General features: G+C 38.4%; 22 protein-coding genes and 1 tRNA gene. 18 read left to right on the forward strand and 5 right to left on the reverse strand.

Going from position 1 to position 15,480, the window contains the following annotated elements; translation table 11 throughout:
* Positions 1–126 precede the first annotated feature (126 nt).
* From PGN18_RS04685 to PGN18_RS04720, 8 genes are all read left to right on the forward strand, one after another.
* Positions 127–759 carry a hypothetical protein gene (locus PGN18_RS04685; RefSeq protein WP_335318196.1) on the forward strand — a complete coding sequence of 211 codons (633 nt, stop codon included), beginning with the start codon at positions 127–129 and terminating at the stop codon, positions 757–759.
* Between the two features lie 103 nt (positions 760–862).
* Entirely contained in the window at positions 863–1,132 is a 270-nt protein-coding gene (locus PGN18_RS04690) for a helix-turn-helix domain-containing protein (protein ID WP_335318197.1), read from the forward strand.
* Positions 1,132–1,431, forward strand: coding sequence for a hypothetical protein (locus PGN18_RS04695; RefSeq protein WP_335318198.1), 300 nt, complete (start codon positions 1,132–1,134; stop codon positions 1,429–1,431). Before PGN18_RS04690 ends, PGN18_RS04695 begins: the two co-directional genes overlap by 1 nt.
* A gap of 204 nt (positions 1,432–1,635) precedes the next feature.
* Positions 1,636–2,190, forward strand: a complete 555-nt coding sequence (locus tag PGN18_RS04700) for a BfmA/BtgA family mobilization protein (protein WP_335318199.1) — start codon at positions 1,636–1,638, stop codon at positions 2,188–2,190.
* Between the two features lies 1 nt (position 2,191).
* Complete coding sequence (locus PGN18_RS04705) at positions 2,192–3,139, forward strand: DUF5712 family protein (RefSeq protein ID WP_335318200.1); 948 nt, start codon at positions 2,192–2,194, stop codon at positions 3,137–3,139.
* Positions 3,140–3,294: 155 nt separating this feature from the next.
* The gene (locus tag PGN18_RS04710; protein WP_335318201.1) at positions 3,295–4,245 is read left to right on the forward strand and encodes a Shedu immune nuclease family protein; all 951 of its coding nucleotides are present in this window, start codon (positions 3,295–3,297) and stop codon (positions 4,243–4,245) included.
* A gap of 146 nt (positions 4,246–4,391) precedes the next feature.
* Complete coding sequence (locus PGN18_RS04715) at positions 4,392–4,649, forward strand: DUF7660 family protein (RefSeq protein ID WP_335318202.1); 258 nt, start codon at positions 4,392–4,394, stop codon at positions 4,647–4,649.
* Positions 4,650–4,660: 11 nt separating this feature from the next.
* A complete protein-coding gene (locus PGN18_RS04720) occupies positions 4,661–4,981 on the forward strand; it encodes a hypothetical protein (protein ID WP_335318203.1) in 321 nt (106 codons plus the stop codon).
* Positions 4,982–5,409: 428 nt separating this feature from the next.
* Here PGN18_RS04720 and PGN18_RS04725 read toward each other — a convergent pair whose 3' ends face one another.
* From PGN18_RS04725 to PGN18_RS04735, 3 genes are all read right to left on the reverse strand, one after another.
* On the reverse strand, positions 5,410–5,595 hold the full coding sequence (locus tag PGN18_RS04725) for a hypothetical protein (RefSeq protein ID WP_335318204.1): 186 nt from the start codon (positions 5,593–5,595) through the stop codon (positions 5,410–5,412).
* A 186-nt stretch (positions 5,596–5,781) separates the two neighbouring features.
* Complete coding sequence (locus tag PGN18_RS04730; protein ID WP_335318205.1) at positions 5,782–5,997, reverse strand: hypothetical protein; 216 nt, start codon at positions 5,995–5,997, stop codon at positions 5,782–5,784.
* 27 nt (positions 5,998–6,024) lie between these two features.
* The gene (locus PGN18_RS04735) at positions 6,025–6,915 is read right to left on the reverse strand and encodes a HEPN domain-containing protein (RefSeq protein ID WP_335318206.1); all 891 of its coding nucleotides are present in this window, start codon (positions 6,913–6,915) and stop codon (positions 6,025–6,027) included.
* Positions 6,916–7,276: 361 nt separating this feature from the next.
* Here PGN18_RS04735 and PGN18_RS04740 point away from each other — a divergent pair, with 361 nt between their 5' ends.
* From PGN18_RS04740 to PGN18_RS04775, 8 genes are all read left to right on the forward strand, one after another.
* Positions 7,277–7,540: a helix-turn-helix domain-containing protein gene (locus tag PGN18_RS04740; RefSeq protein ID WP_335318207.1), complete on the forward strand. Its 264-nt coding sequence runs from the start codon at positions 7,277–7,279 to the stop codon at positions 7,538–7,540.
* The gene (locus tag PGN18_RS04745; RefSeq protein WP_335318208.1) at positions 7,540–8,007 is read left to right on the forward strand and encodes a macro domain-containing protein; all 468 of its coding nucleotides are present in this window, start codon (positions 7,540–7,542) and stop codon (positions 8,005–8,007) included. The genes PGN18_RS04740 and PGN18_RS04745 overlap by 1 nt, the downstream gene beginning before the upstream one ends.
* Position 8,008: 1 nt before the next feature.
* Complete coding sequence (locus PGN18_RS04750; RefSeq protein WP_335318209.1) at positions 8,009–8,344, forward strand: hypothetical protein; 336 nt, start codon at positions 8,009–8,011, stop codon at positions 8,342–8,344.
* Positions 8,345–8,368: 24 nt separating this feature from the next.
* Positions 8,369–8,857 carry a hypothetical protein gene (locus PGN18_RS04755; RefSeq protein WP_335318210.1) on the forward strand — a complete coding sequence of 163 codons (489 nt, stop codon included), beginning with the start codon at positions 8,369–8,371 and terminating at the stop codon, positions 8,855–8,857.
* 175 nt (positions 8,858–9,032) lie between these two features.
* The gene (locus tag PGN18_RS04760; protein ID WP_335318211.1) at positions 9,033–9,374 is read left to right on the forward strand and encodes a hypothetical protein; all 342 of its coding nucleotides are present in this window, start codon (positions 9,033–9,035) and stop codon (positions 9,372–9,374) included.
* 16 nt (positions 9,375–9,390) lie between these two features.
* Positions 9,391–9,855 (forward strand): SMI1/KNR4 family protein, encoded by a 465-nt coding sequence (locus PGN18_RS04765; RefSeq protein ID WP_335318212.1) that lies wholly within the window; start codon positions 9,391–9,393, stop codon positions 9,853–9,855.
* 32 nt (positions 9,856–9,887) lie between these two features.
* On the forward strand, positions 9,888–10,697 hold the full coding sequence (locus tag PGN18_RS04770) for a DUF416 family protein (protein WP_335318213.1): 810 nt from the start codon (positions 9,888–9,890) through the stop codon (positions 10,695–10,697).
* Positions 10,666–10,899: a hypothetical protein gene (locus PGN18_RS04775; protein WP_335318214.1), complete on the forward strand. Its 234-nt coding sequence runs from the start codon at positions 10,666–10,668 to the stop codon at positions 10,897–10,899. Before PGN18_RS04770 ends, PGN18_RS04775 begins: the two co-directional genes overlap by 32 nt.
* An 80-nt stretch (positions 10,900–10,979) precedes the next feature.
* On the opposite strand, the gene PGN18_RS04780 is transcribed toward PGN18_RS04775, so the two are convergent.
* Together PGN18_RS04780 and PGN18_RS04785 are read right to left on the reverse strand one after the other, a co-directional pair.
* Positions 10,980–12,218, reverse strand: coding sequence for a site-specific integrase (locus PGN18_RS04780; RefSeq protein ID WP_335318215.1), 1,239 nt, complete (start codon positions 12,216–12,218; stop codon positions 10,980–10,982).
* 315 nt (positions 12,219–12,533) lie between these two features.
* Positions 12,534–12,606: transfer RNA gene (locus PGN18_RS04785), tRNA-Lys, on the reverse strand.
* 298 nt (positions 12,607–12,904) lie between these two features.
* On the opposite strand from PGN18_RS04785, the gene PGN18_RS04790 reads away from it, so the two are divergent.
* Positions 12,905–14,191, forward strand: a complete 1,287-nt coding sequence (locus PGN18_RS04790; protein ID WP_335318216.1) for a sugar MFS transporter — start codon at positions 12,905–12,907, stop codon at positions 14,189–14,191.
* A 146-nt stretch (positions 14,192–14,337) separates the two neighbouring features.
* Positions 14,338–14,844 carry a D-glycero-alpha-D-manno-heptose-1,7-bisphosphate 7-phosphatase gene (locus PGN18_RS04795; RefSeq protein ID WP_335318217.1) on the forward strand — a complete coding sequence of 169 codons (507 nt, stop codon included), beginning with the start codon at positions 14,338–14,340 and terminating at the stop codon, positions 14,842–14,844.
* Positions 14,845–15,480: the final 636 nt, after the last annotated feature.

Consider the following 15,480-nt stretch of genomic DNA (forward strand, 5'->3'; position numbering starts at 1 on the left):
ATGAACGTCAGTTACTTCAAACCCCGTAAGCCCTTTTCATTTTCCTCTCATCCATATGATCTAGGAACATATATGGGCTTATGGCACAACCATGATGACAATCATTTTCTGCTGAAGATATACAGAATGGACGAAAAGGAGTTCAGTAATTACTATAGCTATCATCTAAACTATACATTAGAAAACAATCTAAGTAATAAAGAAGATTTCTTCTGCCATGTCTGGCAGATCGTACAAACTAGGATCAAACATTTCGAGATACAAGATCCTTTTTCTCGAAACCATGCTATGCACAGGCAGCAGCTCGGAAAGCTCCAACAATTCCAAAAATACCTGACCAGCATAGACGAGTGGAACGCAAGGCCATCACACATTGTTATCGCCGAAAAAGACGAACTCATACAGAACCAGAAAATAGACATCGAAAAACTAAGTGCGAAACTAGCAGAACTTAACGAATACGAAGTTTCCCTAAAGATCCTTATCGATGATGGCCACCTGCCAACATTTATTGATATCATCCAACAACTGCGAGAAGTACCACTGCCATCGGGCCGAAAATTACTCAAAAGCGACCACAAAATCCCTTACGCAAAAATGATCGCCAAATATTTCTCACATGGAGGAAAGGACATTCCCATCGAAACGGCACGCAACTACTTTGTTGACAAAAAAGGAGATGTAACTATTAAAGGTACTTCGATACAACCAGAGCACCGCCTTTTCAAAGTTATACCAATAGAACCTGCCAAAAAATAGCAGGCAGTACATCTGCTGTATATGACCAGACCAATCGGATGGTCATTGTTTCCAACCTTTCCCGCTACAAATTTGCTTCCGTAAACTTAAAAACGGAGGCATTATGCAGATCGAGATCTTAACGAGAGAAGAGCTCCACAGGTTCAAGTCCGAACTTTTAGCGGAGATCAAACAGACCATCAGAACCGATGAAACGTTAACCAACAAACAATTCCTTAGAAGTTCGGAAGTAAGGAAGCTATTGAATATTTCTTCTGGAACCTTACAGAACCTTCGCATAAAGGGAATACTTCCCTATGAAAAGATCGGTGGCATATTCTACTATGCACATGCGGACATTGTACAGTTGTTGGGAGAAATTGGAAATTCGTAATGGGAACGGCAGAACAACTGGTCAGTTTTCTAAAGCTTGCCAGCGGGAACAGGCGTTTCCGTCAATCACACCTCAGCCTTTATTCGGCCTTACTCATGTACTACGACAAGGCATCGCGCCAAAATCCGTTTCGGGTTTCAAGGCGGGAACTGATGAAACATTCGGCCATCCATTCCTACGCGACCTACCACAAATGCATGGGCGAGCTGATCGCAAACGGCCTTATCGAATACGAACCGTCGTACCATCCAAAACTTGCTAGCCGTGTTGCCTTGTTGGATAATAATAGCGAATCATGATGGGTAGGCAGATTGCAGAAAAGTCCTTTTCCTTCTTCGGGAAAAGGAGCAAGCGGAAGTTGGGCAGAGCCCTACTTTGCTTGCCCCACGCTGCGCGGTGGGGGTTTCGAGAACCCTCCAGGGGTTCTCGTCCAATGTTAAAGTGGCATGGGAGTCAAAATTGGAACCCCACTAAGGGTGCGATATAATTGGTTATAAAGATATATGGATATGCAGGAAACATTGAGAACGGTAAAATATTCGTTGCGGGATGATGTGAAATTCGAGAAGATCGCCCTCAAGCTCGGCAGGTCAAAGCGTTTGGTATTTTCCCAGATGCTGGACTATTTCTATCGGAGCAAAAAAGATCCTACCGACATGAACGATGAACTGTTGAAGAACACCATCCTTAAAGGACAAAAGGAATACATCGGCTTCATCAAGACACAGGAGACCGAACTGCTCATTCCCATCAAACGTGATTCGGCTAGGATGATCGAAGCGATGAAGAAGATAATTGACCGCTTCAATGGTCAGATACTGAAGCATAATGATGAGATGCTGTCAAACCAGTCGGCACAGGCAAAAAGACTGGGCACTTTGCACGAAGTAGCCACCAACATCGAGATGAAAATAATCACAAAGGAAAGGTTGAAGAAGAATTTCATGCTGATAATGAACAGCTACATCAGGGAACGTGAACGAATGGGCATGATGACATCAGGTAAGGAAAAAGAAGAACTAGCCGAACAGACGCGTAAACAAATAGAACTACTCTGATATGTACATCAATATTACCGACAGCGAAACCGCAAACAACCATGGCAGCAGCAGAGAATTAGTACACTATCTTGAAAAGGAGAACAGGATCAAGGATAAACCTGAGCCGGAATTTTGGTTTAATCATACTGGCAACCGCATTGAATCCTATGAGGTTCGCAATGCAATAGATAGCAATATTGCCAAGCTCTGCAAGACCGATGCAAAGTTCTTTCTGGTCAACATCAGTCCCAGCCAAAAAGAGCTAAAATACCTTGAAGAAAGCTATGGCAAAAAGGAGATGAACAAACAGCTGAGGAAATACGCCGAAAAGGTAATGGACGAATATGCAAGAAATTTCAAGCGTGAAGGCATCAGTTCCGCCAAAGACCTGATGTGGTTTGGCAAGATCGAGCACCATCGCTACTACGGCCACAAGGACAAAGAAGTATTAAACGGTGAAAAGAAACGTGGTGAGAGAAAAGAGGGCAACCAAATGCACATTCAGATCATCGTAAGCCGAAAGGATGCCAGCAACAAAATCAAGCTGAGCCCAATGAACAATTCGAAAGGAAAGAACGAGGCACATTCCAAAAAACTGGGACAGTTCAACCGTGTCGCCTTCAAGCAAGGGGGCGAAGAACTTTTTGACAGGACATTTGATTTCGATAGGCAACTAAAAGATAAGATGGCCTATGCGAATATTCAAAAGAATAGAAGTTTGGAACAGAGAATGCAATTGGACGTCTTAGATAATGTCCCAGACAATAAACTCTTAAAAAACAATTTGGTCGATAGGATTACAAATCGAGAATTTCCAACCCTTATCGATATGGTATCGAAAACTAACCACTCAAATATTTTTGAACTGCTATTAGCGCCCACTTTTGAAACGGAACAGCAAGATATTGATAAAACCAAAAAACGTAAAAGAAAAAAACATTCGATAGATCAAGGATTAGGACGATAACTTTTATCTATTACATGATGATTATTAAAAGTTATTATGAACGATTGTACAGATAATTACTTTATAAAGCCAACAAATTTTTGTACTTTTTATGTAGTTTTATTACGCATATATATAAGTTAGCGGTAATTTATAGAAACGATCGAATCATTCAAATGACAGAGAAAATAGAAAAACTAAAGAGTCGAGGAATACCAAAAAATATTTTAATCACTCTTCGTAATAAAGCTGGTAACAAATGTTCATTCCCTGACTGCAATTCAAGTTTACTTACTTCAGATGGTCGACTAATAGGCGAAATAGCCACAATTAAACCTATAAGCCCAAATGGACCAAGACATGCTAATTTAGCAACAATTGATGAATATTATTCAGAGGAAAATCTCATCTATCTGTGTCCAACTCACCACAGATTAATAGACATAGAACCCGAGGTCTATTCTGTAGAATTTCTGAAAAAAATTAAACTGAAGAACGAGATCCAATTTCATTCGGTCATTACACCGTCCATAACCAAAATTGAAATTCCATCGGGCTTATATCTGGACGAAATACTTAAGTTTTGGGACGACAATAAGGACAATCCAAACGAAGAGTTTTGGCAAGTATTTTTTTCAAATCATCCTCAAATCATTTCATTCTTGTTTCCTAATCCAATTGTGAAGCTTGGTGAGAAGACGTATTTTGGTGGTAAAGACTTAAATAACAAAGGCGGAAATATTGGCGATTACATTTTTCAAAACAAACTTGCAAAATCAGTAGTCATTGTTGAAATAAAAACACCAAAAACAAAAGTTCTTGGTTCACAGTATAGAACCAATTCATATTCCATTTCGAGTGACTTATCTGGAGCAGTTATACAAACATTGAATTATAAAACAGAAATCCAGCGAGACTTTCATAGATTGGTTTATGAAACAACAGAAAAATTTGAAGTTGTAGAACCTACTTGTATGGTTATAATTGGAAATTTGAGCATTGAGATTCCGGATAGTAAGCAAATGCGTTCATTTGATTTGTTTAGAAACAGCTTGAATAACCTGACAATAATTACGTATGACGAACTATTTGAGAAACTAAAAATGATAAAGGAACTAAAAGGATAAAAACTGCCACTGACATCGTATTTGCAATAAGGCGACTGAAGTGCTTCTATGAAACATTTGTGCAAGGTTCAACAGCAGTATTTCTGTTAAACTTTTGTGCTAAAAATCCCCGCCTTCGGCAAGCTCCAAACTGTTATAGCTAATTTATGAACGACACACTTAGCAACTTTAACGTAACTGACAGACAAACTTTCATTAAGTTTCTTGACTTATTACGCAAGGACTTTTTCGATAATCCTGAAAGCTGGGAAAACAAAACTTTACCTGACTTTCTGGAAGCGTTGAGTTCATACACGGAAGATATCCAAGGCTATTACGATAATATGAAACGAAATGTAAATGCCGAAAAACCCGACTGGTCAACATTTGCAGACATTTTCAGGGGAGCAAAAATTTACGAATAAAGCAAGAACGTATGTGGACTAATGACTTAATAATTGTGAAAGCCAAAATCACAATGAAAACAACCGAAGAAGGTGGACGACAATCTGGTTTTAAATCAGGTTATAGACCAAATCACCTATTTGAACTACCAGATAATTTCAAAAACTCAAGAACTTATATTGGTGACATACAGTTTGACGACCAAGATTTAATAGAACCTGGAGAAACTAAAATTGTGACAGTTAGATTTTTGAAACTGCCGGAAATAGAAAAATATATTTTGGTCGGACAAAAGTGGTTTATCAATGAAGCAGCAAGGACGTTAGGAGTAGGGGAAATTTTGGAAACATAAAAAACTGGCCATAACAAGGGTTTTTGCGTCAGGCGGACTGAAGTACATAATTCAATAGCCCTTCGTTTTAAACAGTATGCTAACTATTCCTAACGCCATTATGGGTTATCTACAATAACTGTTCAATTAATAACTCCCACAAAACTAACATTGGTGTCCAACACTCCTAAAGTATCAAGCAATGCAGTCTATCGAACCTGACATAAACTCAGTGGAGTTTGCAGAACGGAAAAAGCGGAAGCGAAAGATGCAACAAAACCAAGGCCTTTGGAGGTAGTCTCAGATTCCCTCCCCCGCGCATTTGCGGCCTGCAAAAACGGCCAGCCCACACAGCCCCGCTGTTTTTACTCTGGTATCTACGGAAAAGGTTTGGCGGTTGACCTGTCTTTCGGCTAGGCCACTCGTTCAGTGGGGACGGAAAATAAAGTTTAATTACCATCCTTTATATGCTCACTGATCAGCCAGGTAGCCTCGAACAGCTTGACCAATTGCTCGTAAACCATAATTACTTCAAATTTGATCAGCCTTTCTTCCATGAAGGAGGTATTCAGCGCATCGTGAAGCGAAGTGTGCAGGATTTTTTTGTAACCGTCCAGTTGATAGATCCTAAACATTTTCTTGAGCAAAGATGAGGGCTTTACGATTTTCCCGAATGCTAAGATTTTTTGGATAGTTTAGTAGCTTATTCTCCTCCGTTTTGATGTAGCATTTTACGAATTCACTTTCCTGTTTGTGATCAACATCAAGTTTGCCAGGCTTGTGGCGCTTTAAGAGCCAGGTAGCCTCTATCAGCTTTATGGTCAGTTCGTAATGATACACCAGGAAGGCTGGGCTACATTTTTTTGGTTTTCGGATTCAAACGCTGCATCGTTTCGCCAGCGTTTCAGCATCTTCAAATGATTAGGCAACCAGGAGTGACTGAAAAACTCGTGTACCACCTTTATCGGATCTGTTATTTCATCATTGTCAAGATAAACAATCCTGTTATCTGATGTATTTTTTTTTAGCTTCTTCATAGTTTAAATATTGGTCTGTAATATTTTTTAGATCTGTACATGATCAGCGTTTTTTAAGACTGCATAATCTGATGCCGATTTAGCCAGCAGTTCTATTTTTTCGTTGCACATCTCCTTTGCCAACAAAAGAAAAGATGCGACCCTTTGATAAAGACGCTCCGCATCCTGTCGGGAAACCATAAAATCATCTTTATAACGTGAACCAGAATAACTTTTTGCCATTACATCAAATAACCGCTCATCTTCGGGAGTGGACAGGAAAAGTTGAAAAGGCTTTTCAGAAAAGCAAGTACACAAACGGAGCAGGCGGTAAAGGTTATGGAATTCCGAACGGTAAGCGATATTAACCCGCACCAAACAGATACAAGTTTGTTCTACGGCCTGATGGAGCATAAAGGCACAAATTCGAAACTGTTCCTTCTCCAGACATTCGGATGCGCACATCAGAAATCCATCAGCCAGCGGTATGCGGTGTTCATAATGTTTCAGCGCCTTGATTGCGCTCTTTGTGGGGATAAACGCAGATATTGGATCATTGTCTAATATTCCATCCTTACTATAGAGTAGTTTGCCATAGGTAAGCACGCCGATAAAAAAGCGGCTGTTTTGCTGTACTGCCTCGATAACTGATTGCCTGCCATGGCAGATCACAGTAATTGTTCCATGCTGATAATAGCTGTTGGCAAAATCCTGCATTTCATAATCTATTCGGGTTGCAGTTTCGGTAACTACCAATAGGCAATGGTCACATTTAAAGCAGCCTTGATTGTCATTAAAGCAGCTTTGGGAATTATGAGTATAGCTGTTCTGTGAAAAGCTGAAGATCCGTAGCGGTTCGAACTTCTGGGCGACCCGATGGATAAACTCCCTGAAATGGATGGCATAATTGGCTGTTGCTGATAATTTTGATGGTTCCATATTGATCTCATTTAGTTAATAGCATTTAAATGAGTCTTGGAGATGCAGAAATAGGTGCGGAACTGCATCTCGTGGTTGCATAAAAGTTTCTGAAGCCTTACGTAACACGAGTGTACAGCAGTCCCGCACCTATTTTAGGAATATGCAAATATAGCATATTAATAAATAGGCTGGGTAATCTGCTGTCTTGCGTCACGGCTTCAGAAATGCAACCGCAAGACCATTAATATTTTGTCGTTGTTTAATCTTCGATATTCCGATTATACAATACCCTAAGGTAATCAGTTATTTGCAATACTCCAAATAAAAATACTCTTTTTATGGAGTGTGTTAAAATGGAGTATTTGCTTTACTTTATTTCATGGCAAAAAGCAATCTCCTAACAAGCGAAAAGGAATTGAAGAAAATAGGCTTGAGACTAAAAGCCCTCCGAAAATCCAAAGGTTATAGTAGTCCAGATAAGTTTTCCTATGAGAACAATCTGAACCGTTCGCAGTACGGCAAATATGAGGCAGGAAATACCAATATCACAATTGGCACATTGATTAACATCTTAAACTGTTTTGGCGTGAGTTTGAGCGAATTTTTTAATGAGGATTATGATCGAATTGAACGATCGAAATAATGGAGATAAATTATTTAAAAGGTGACGCTACTAATCCTTCATCTAGTGGTAACAAGGTAATTGTACACGTCTGCAATGATATTGGCGGTTGGGGAAAAGGTTTTGTGATGGCAATCTCGAAACGCTGGAAAGAACCCGAAAAGAGATATCGAGAGTGGTTCAAGTCGAAGACTGGCTTCTCTCTTGGCGAAGTCCAGTTCGTGAAAGTTGAAGACGATCTTTGGATTGCGAATCTGATTGGCCAACATAAAATTAACAAGGACGAAATGGGAAATGCGCCAATTCGGTATGAGGCAATATCATCGGGTTTAGAAAAAGTTGCCCAATTTGCATCTGAAAATGATGCAACGGTGCATATGCCTAGGATTGGGTGCGGTCTGGCTGGCGGCACATGGGATAAAATCGAGCCATTGATCAAATCTGCTTTGGCTGAAACAAATATTGAAGTAGCAGTTTACGACTTTTAGCATGTGGACACCGATTTCATTAACCGAATTAGAAGGATGGATCTCAAGAGGAGAATCAAAACTCGATGGTGAGCCATTGAATTTCTGGAAGCTGATTAAAATTCCGCCACAGAAATGGCAGGAAACCGAATATGGAAACGAGGGCGGAGGATTTTGGGTGGTCGCAATCTTCGGTAATTCTTTCGTTTTTTACAATGACATTGAGGAAGGCTTTAACGTATCAACATACCAGACTTATGGAGATATTAATGAATATTGGTGTGAGCAGACCGAACTTGATTGCATAGTTAAACTGCTTTACAGGAGGATTAAGGAGGATAAGCAAAAGGCCTCGTAACTAATAACAATAAACCCCTAAAAATTGAACTTTTTAAACAAGTTTTTTGGAAACAAAGCTCCTGCGGTTGACTGGGAGATGGTAAAATATTCGGGTCAGGTATATCCGAAACATTCTTTTACCCTCTTAAAGCTAACCATGCAAAATGGCAAGCTAGGCACCGGCTGGGTTGATAAATCATATAGAAATTACGGGTTCAAAGAATTTTGCCCTTATCATATCGGGATAAGTATTGATCTCACTGATAAAGTTGCCGAGAATAATCCAGATTTGGATATGGGCACAATTGAGGATTTCTTTTCAGATGAATTGAAGAGGATATGCATTTGCCACTTGGTTTCTAGGCTGGTATCAGATAGAGGAATGGAAATCGAGTGTTATTCGGAAGAGAATGAACCTATCGAGCAATTTTTAAGAAAGGTTAGTCTGGCAGAAAACAGATTGGTATCTTTTACCTACGAAATAGATTTTGACCCGAAGTGGAAGCGAGTGAATCGGTTGTTAAGTTTATAATGGATTCCTGATGATATATTAGAGTTATCGGAAGACCGAACACTTACTGAAATGGGGATTTGAAAATCAGCGGGGAGTACGTTGTATTAGTGCTCTAAAATATCTTCATCACCCTAATTACTAGCACAATTAAAAAATATTTTTATGCTATTCTATCTATAAATGCATCCATCAAATGAAACAAATATTAAGGTCAAATATTTCCTTTTGGCATCTTTCACTAGTACTTATTTCGTCAGTTCTTTTATGGGCTTTTTTATACTTACTAGCAATACCTATCGTATATTGGTTAGCATTTGGTGAAGGAGCGGAATCTGCAAGAATTGAAAGTTTGCCAATCAATATCTTCATTGGAAACTGGGGAGCTTTGATTTTAGTTTTGGCAAGCTCCACGATCGCGTTAATTTTCAACTCTATGCGACAAAACTTTATTCATGCAAAATCATATTTACTAGCAATAATGGTTGTTTTTGTTCTATACCTGTTTAGATTGCAAATTGAAAATCTATTTTACTAAATTGACGAATGATTAAATGAGTAAATTCAAAGCATTTTTTGCTAAACACAAGGACAGAATGAACGCACTTGGAGTAAAATTGAACCCGCCTTCAACTAACGAGGATATTTGTAAACTTGAAATTGCAGTAGGTCATGTTCTCCCCGAGGACATTAAAAGCTTTTATTCTTATTGCAATGGGTTTGATACTGAAGATTGGATTTTTAACGTACTTTCGATAGAGCAGATACTCTATTACAAATCTGAATTGAAACTATCGGAATTCTATTTTGCAGAATATATGATCTATACCGACAATTGGCGAATAAAAATTGAAAATTCGGACACTTATTTCATCACCAATGGAAATCATAAAGAAAACCAACAGCTAGTTTTGACGAACAGTATTTTTGAATTCTTGAAAGTATATTTTAATAGTGACGGCGTGTTGAGCGAGAATGGCCTGTATAAATGGTTTGAGAAAAAAAATAGCAATAGATAGTACTAATTCGATTTACAAAAAAGAAGTGCATCATGACGCGTTACGAATTCAAAAACCTATTTGATGACAAAACTGATAGATTAAATTCGGACCAACTCATTAGATTTGGTTTAAATATTTGTGAAAGACTTCTTCCAGAATATATCTCGTTTTCAGAAAAGCATCATTGGGGTAATGTAGAATTACTAAAAGAATGCATAGAGCTTGCTCGTTTTAGTAAAGGAAGAGTGGTTAGTAGTTCTGATATTAAATCCTATCTGAATAAACTAGACCCAATTATTCCAGATACAGAAGATTTTGGCAGCTTCGATGGAAGTTATGCATTGAATGCCTCCGCTGCTGTTTATGAACTTATGATTTATCTGATTGACAAAAACCCTCAGCACATTTATAATATCAGTGTTTACATGACAGATACTATAGATTTTAAATTAAGCGAAGAAGATCCAAATCTATCAAATCAAATTCTGGAAAACCATCCCGATATAATTAATGAATGGCGATATCAACTCCGATTATTAACCGATGTTGAAATAGAAACGGAGGGAGTAAAATTTGATCCCACCTTTAATTATGGTTCTTCAGATTTATCAGACGAACGAAACCTTGTATTATATAAATTTGCTGAGCTGATCAAAAACCTCATCACTTTATCAAGTAATGCCGAGAGACAAATTGAAATTATCGGTTATGGTGCTGTATGCGATGAAATGGCGGAAGACTTTCATACCTACTTTACATTGTCATTTAACTCTTACATAGAATATGGTCTTATGGAAACTGACCAAGTTGTTAAACTAACTGATTTGGATGTTTTTTTTGGAACAACGGAGTGGAGATAAATTACCTGAATTTTGGGATGACTTAACGTTAGCTATCAATCCAGAATGGAATGTGGTAAGGCAAATGGCTTTTAGCATTCTAAAATCTATGGGAATGGATGGGCTTGCGATAAAATTTGATAGAAAGGAAGATTATAAATGGACTTGGAAAGGCAAACGTTTAGTAAGCCAATTCACAAAAACATGGCTAGAACGCCGTTAAGGGAAAAGAAAAGCGGGAATGATCTCCGTCCAGTCCCGCTAAATCTAAATTAACGTTCTCGAATACAAAGTCGTTAACTATCAATTACTATTGCTATAGGTATCAAAAGTCGCAAACTTCTTTTTCAACAGCGCCATATCCTCGCTTACCTTAATATCCAAGATCTTCGCATAATGTTGTGTTGTCCTGATATTGGTATGCCCGAGCATCTTTGAAACGCTTTCTATAGGTACACCATTCAATAGCGTAACAGTAGTGGCAAAGGTATGGCGGGCAATATGCGAGGTGAGTTTTTTCTCAATTCCGCACAGATCGGCAATTTCCTTTAGGTATTCGTTCATTTTCTGGTTGCTGGGAACTGGAAGAAGTGATCCCTTATTGAGGCAAACTTTGTTGGTGGAATATCTATCGACAATTTCAACAGCTGTTGAAAGTAACGGAACCGATGACCTTGTTTTGGTTTTCTGCCTATTGGTAAAGATCCATCGGTCGCCATCAATTCCCTTTCTGATATTCTCCTGTTTCAGTTTGAAGACATCGACATAAGCCAAACCCGTAAAACAGCAGAAAATAAAAACGTCTCTTACCTGTTTCAATCTCTCCGATAAAAACTCTTTTCCCGCGATATGAGCTAATTCCTCCTTGTTTAGGTAAAAGCGGTCAACATTCTTTGTTTTGCCCTTATAAGCTGTAAATGGTGATTTATCTATCCATTCATTCTCCATACAGATGCGAAGGATTTTTCCTAGGTTTTTGATGTTTTTTACCACATAATTATTTGCACAGTTCTTGTCAGACCTTAGATAATGGTCAAATCCGTTCAGAAATGCCTGGTCGATAGTTCTAATGTCCATATCGGCTACACCATATTTCAAAGGAATAAAAACCTTAAGATGCGTTTCCAAAACTTTATAACGGTTCAATGTGCCACGCACATAATCTTTACCCACAAGCTGCTCCATCTTTAAATTATGATCGGCAACCGCTTCCAATAGGGTATGTGAATTAATAAGCGTACCAAGGTAACTTGATTTGATGGCATCGGCAGTAATCGGCAACCCCATATCGAAAACACGTTGATGGGCATAATAAATCGCATTCTGCAATTGGTCAAGATGGGTGTTCAATACCTTGGTCTCTTCTTTGGAACCGATGGCTCGGCCGCCCTTGGCGTTCCATCGCTTGGGATCGCAATCCCGATTGGTGGCCATCTCCGCACGGTTTCCCTCTACGGTAATCCTCATGTAGATCGGCACATTTCCACATACATAGTGCTTTTGCTTTTTCAGATAGAAAAGCAGGCTAAAATTGGTCTTCATAATCTAACGATTAAAGTGAAACAACCCGAGAACCGATTTTCGGTTCAAGAGCTGCATCGCCGTTAAAAAACAATAGATAACAGCGATGCAAACATAGCTTTGCAACTAAATCCACACAAGATGTTCGGTTTGTAACAACCTGTACATTAAATGATTATGCATCATTCGGTGAGTCTATTTTAACCATTTTGCCTTACTCACCGAATCACTCACCAAAGTTTTGTGAATTCGTGCGAATTTTGGCAATTCCCTAAAAGGGAAAACCCTGCTAATCGTGCGATTGCAGGGTTTTATACGTTTTGATAGTCTTTGGTGTGATCCCGCTGGGATTCGAACCCAGGACCACTACATTAAAAGTGTAATGCTCTACCAGCTGAGCTACGGAATCTACTTTACATAAAACGTTATCCGTTTTCTTTAAAGTGGTGCAAATATAGGCGTATAGACTGTTTCATGCAAATAAAAAATCGTTAAATGCGGTAGTGTATTGATTTATAGGTGAATTAATTATTTGGCCGCTCTTTTTTAAAGACATCTGACCATGCTTTCTATATTCAGTATGTAGATATGCCGTAGCGAAAACAGGCTGTAGAGCGCTGTTAAAATTGAAATTACGAAAGCTTTGATCCATATTTATTAAAAATTATTGTTTAGTTTGGCATAACAAATAAACCGAACCAAACTTTATGCAAACAACAACAAAACCGGCCTCCATGCAGGGGCCAAAACCGCTCATTATTATTTGCGCCTTATTTTTTATTTTTGGCTTTGTAACCTGGGCAAATGGTACCCTGATTCCTTTCTTTAAATTATCTTTTGGTTTATCAAATTTGCAGGCATTCTTTGTAACCTTTGCCTCGTACATGGCTTATTTCTTTTTAGCGCTGCCATCATCCTGGATACTCAAAAAGGTAGGATTTAAAAATGGGATTGTTTTAGGTTTGGTGATTTTAGGCCTTGGTTCATTGATCTTTATTCCGGCAGCTCAAACCCGTACTTTCAGCCTTTTCTTAACCGGTATTTTTGTACAGGGTGCTGCTTTAGCTTTGCTACAAACGGCATCAAATCCATATTTAACCATTATTGGTCCAATAGAAAGTGCAGCCAAACGCATCAGTATTGCGGGTATTTGTAATAAATTTGCCGGTATGATTGTGCCTTTGATTATGGGCAGTCTGTTTTTAAAAAATGCTTCTGAAGTAGAAAAGCAGATCAAAGCAGCTACGGGTGCCGTTCATGAGCAGCTGTTAAATGACGTATTAGGCCGTGTGAATATGCCTTACATCGTTTTAGCAATCGTTTTCTGTCTTTTTGCCGTGCTGATTAAATTTACCAATTTGCCTGAGGTAGAGGTTGAAGAAGATGTAATTGATGAAAGCAAAGGAGTAGTATTAAAACACAACAGCATTTTTCAGTTTCCACATTTGTTCTTAGGCGCGCTTTGTATTTTTGTGTATGTAGGGGCAGAAGTTATGGCTGGCGACATCATCGGAATTTACGGCAGGGAGTTAGGTATTAACACTGAAATTAGCGGAAAATTAACTTCCATTACCCTTTTTAGTATGTTAATCGGTTATGTTATTGGTATCGTAACCATTCCGAAATATATTTCACAACAAAAGGCGCTTAGGATTTGTGCTATCTTAGGAATCATATTTACCATTTTATCTTTTGCAATTTCTAGCTGGTTCGCTGTAATTTTTGTGGCATTATTAGGCTTAGCCAATTCATTAATGTGGCCGGCAATTTTTCCTCTGGGCATTAGCCACTTAGGTAAGTTTACCAAAATTGGTTCAGCCATCATGATTATGGGTATTGCAGGGGGTGCTTTGATGCCATTATTATATGCTTTCTTAAATGAAAAATTGCACATCAACTTTCAATTGGCTTATCTTTTAACCATACTGCCATGTTATTTATATATCCTTTATTTCGCGATAAAAGGGCATAAAGTAGGGGTAAATCTAAAATAATAAAATCACATAAAATGATGATTACGCGACTTCTTTAGTGAGGTCAGGCTTTCTTTTGTGCTTTATTTTCAGTTATTTTGGCGAATTATAAGTGAGAGATAGCTATCGAGTCTCATATCTTACATCACAATACTCAAATCTTTAGAATGAACAAAGCTATTTTTCTCGACCGCGATGGTGTACTTAACCACGAAATATACGATTACATTTGCCGTGTGGAAGATTTTAAAATCTTGGATTATCAAATCCCGGTGTTAAAGAAACTTTTTGACGAGGGTTTTTTGTTGATTGTTATTACAAACCAGGGTGGTATTGCTTTAAAGCGCTATACTGAACAAGAATTGGCTATCATGCATCAGATGCTTCGTAATGCTTTTTTGGCTAAGGGCGCTGATATTGCCGGCTTTTATTATTGTCCGCATCATCCAACTGTCGGTGGAGCGTGTAAATGTAGAAAACCTGCCTCAGGAATGATTCTGGATGCCATTGACATGTACGATATCGATCCCGCGCAATCTGTTATGATAGGCGATAAACCAAGAGATGTAGAAGCCGCAAATGGGGCAGGAGTGAAGGGTATATTAATAGAACCCGATGAACAGATCAGTTATGAGAAGGTGAAAGAAGTCCTTAGCCGTGAGCTTTTTGTCTGAAATTTCCGTGCAATCACTTAAAATTTGAATTATCAATCAGGCATCCAGTTAGGATATACATTATATCTTTACCGGTGCTTTATCCAAATAAACATGACAGATTTCATAGATTTATTGTTGCGAGGAGGAACGATGAAGCAATCTTTCATATTAGCAATAATATAATGGAAAGCCGGACTGTAGTAACGGAAAATGTAAAATGGAAGAGGGAAAATGGACAATGTAATCTGTAATTTGAATAGCAAGCACCACAGTAAGGCTTTAATACTTATTTCACCTGGCCAAAGAACTCCTGTAATTGCAATCTAGACCTGATTGAAATGGCATTCCGGTAATAGATCAATTTGTCTTTACAGAAAATTTACCGGAATATAATGGAAAGCAGGACTGTAGAAACCGATTTGTACTGACCATGCTCTCCAAAAAACGTAAAGTGAAAGATGTAAGCTGTTATTTGTAAACCAAGCGCCAATAAAAAGCTTGATTGCCTTAACTCTTAATACCAAAGAATGTAAAATGTAACAGCGAAGACAGGAGATTTAATCCGCAATTTCATCATTTCTCATTATACATCTTACATTATCCATCCTACCTTACATTATCAATAAAACAGAAAAATCCTAAGTCTTAAACGGA

This window comes from Pedobacter terrae, from assembly GCF_036946585.1.
GTDB classification, from domain to species: Bacteria; Bacteroidota; Bacteroidia; order Sphingobacteriales; family Sphingobacteriaceae; genus Pedobacter; species Pedobacter terrae_C.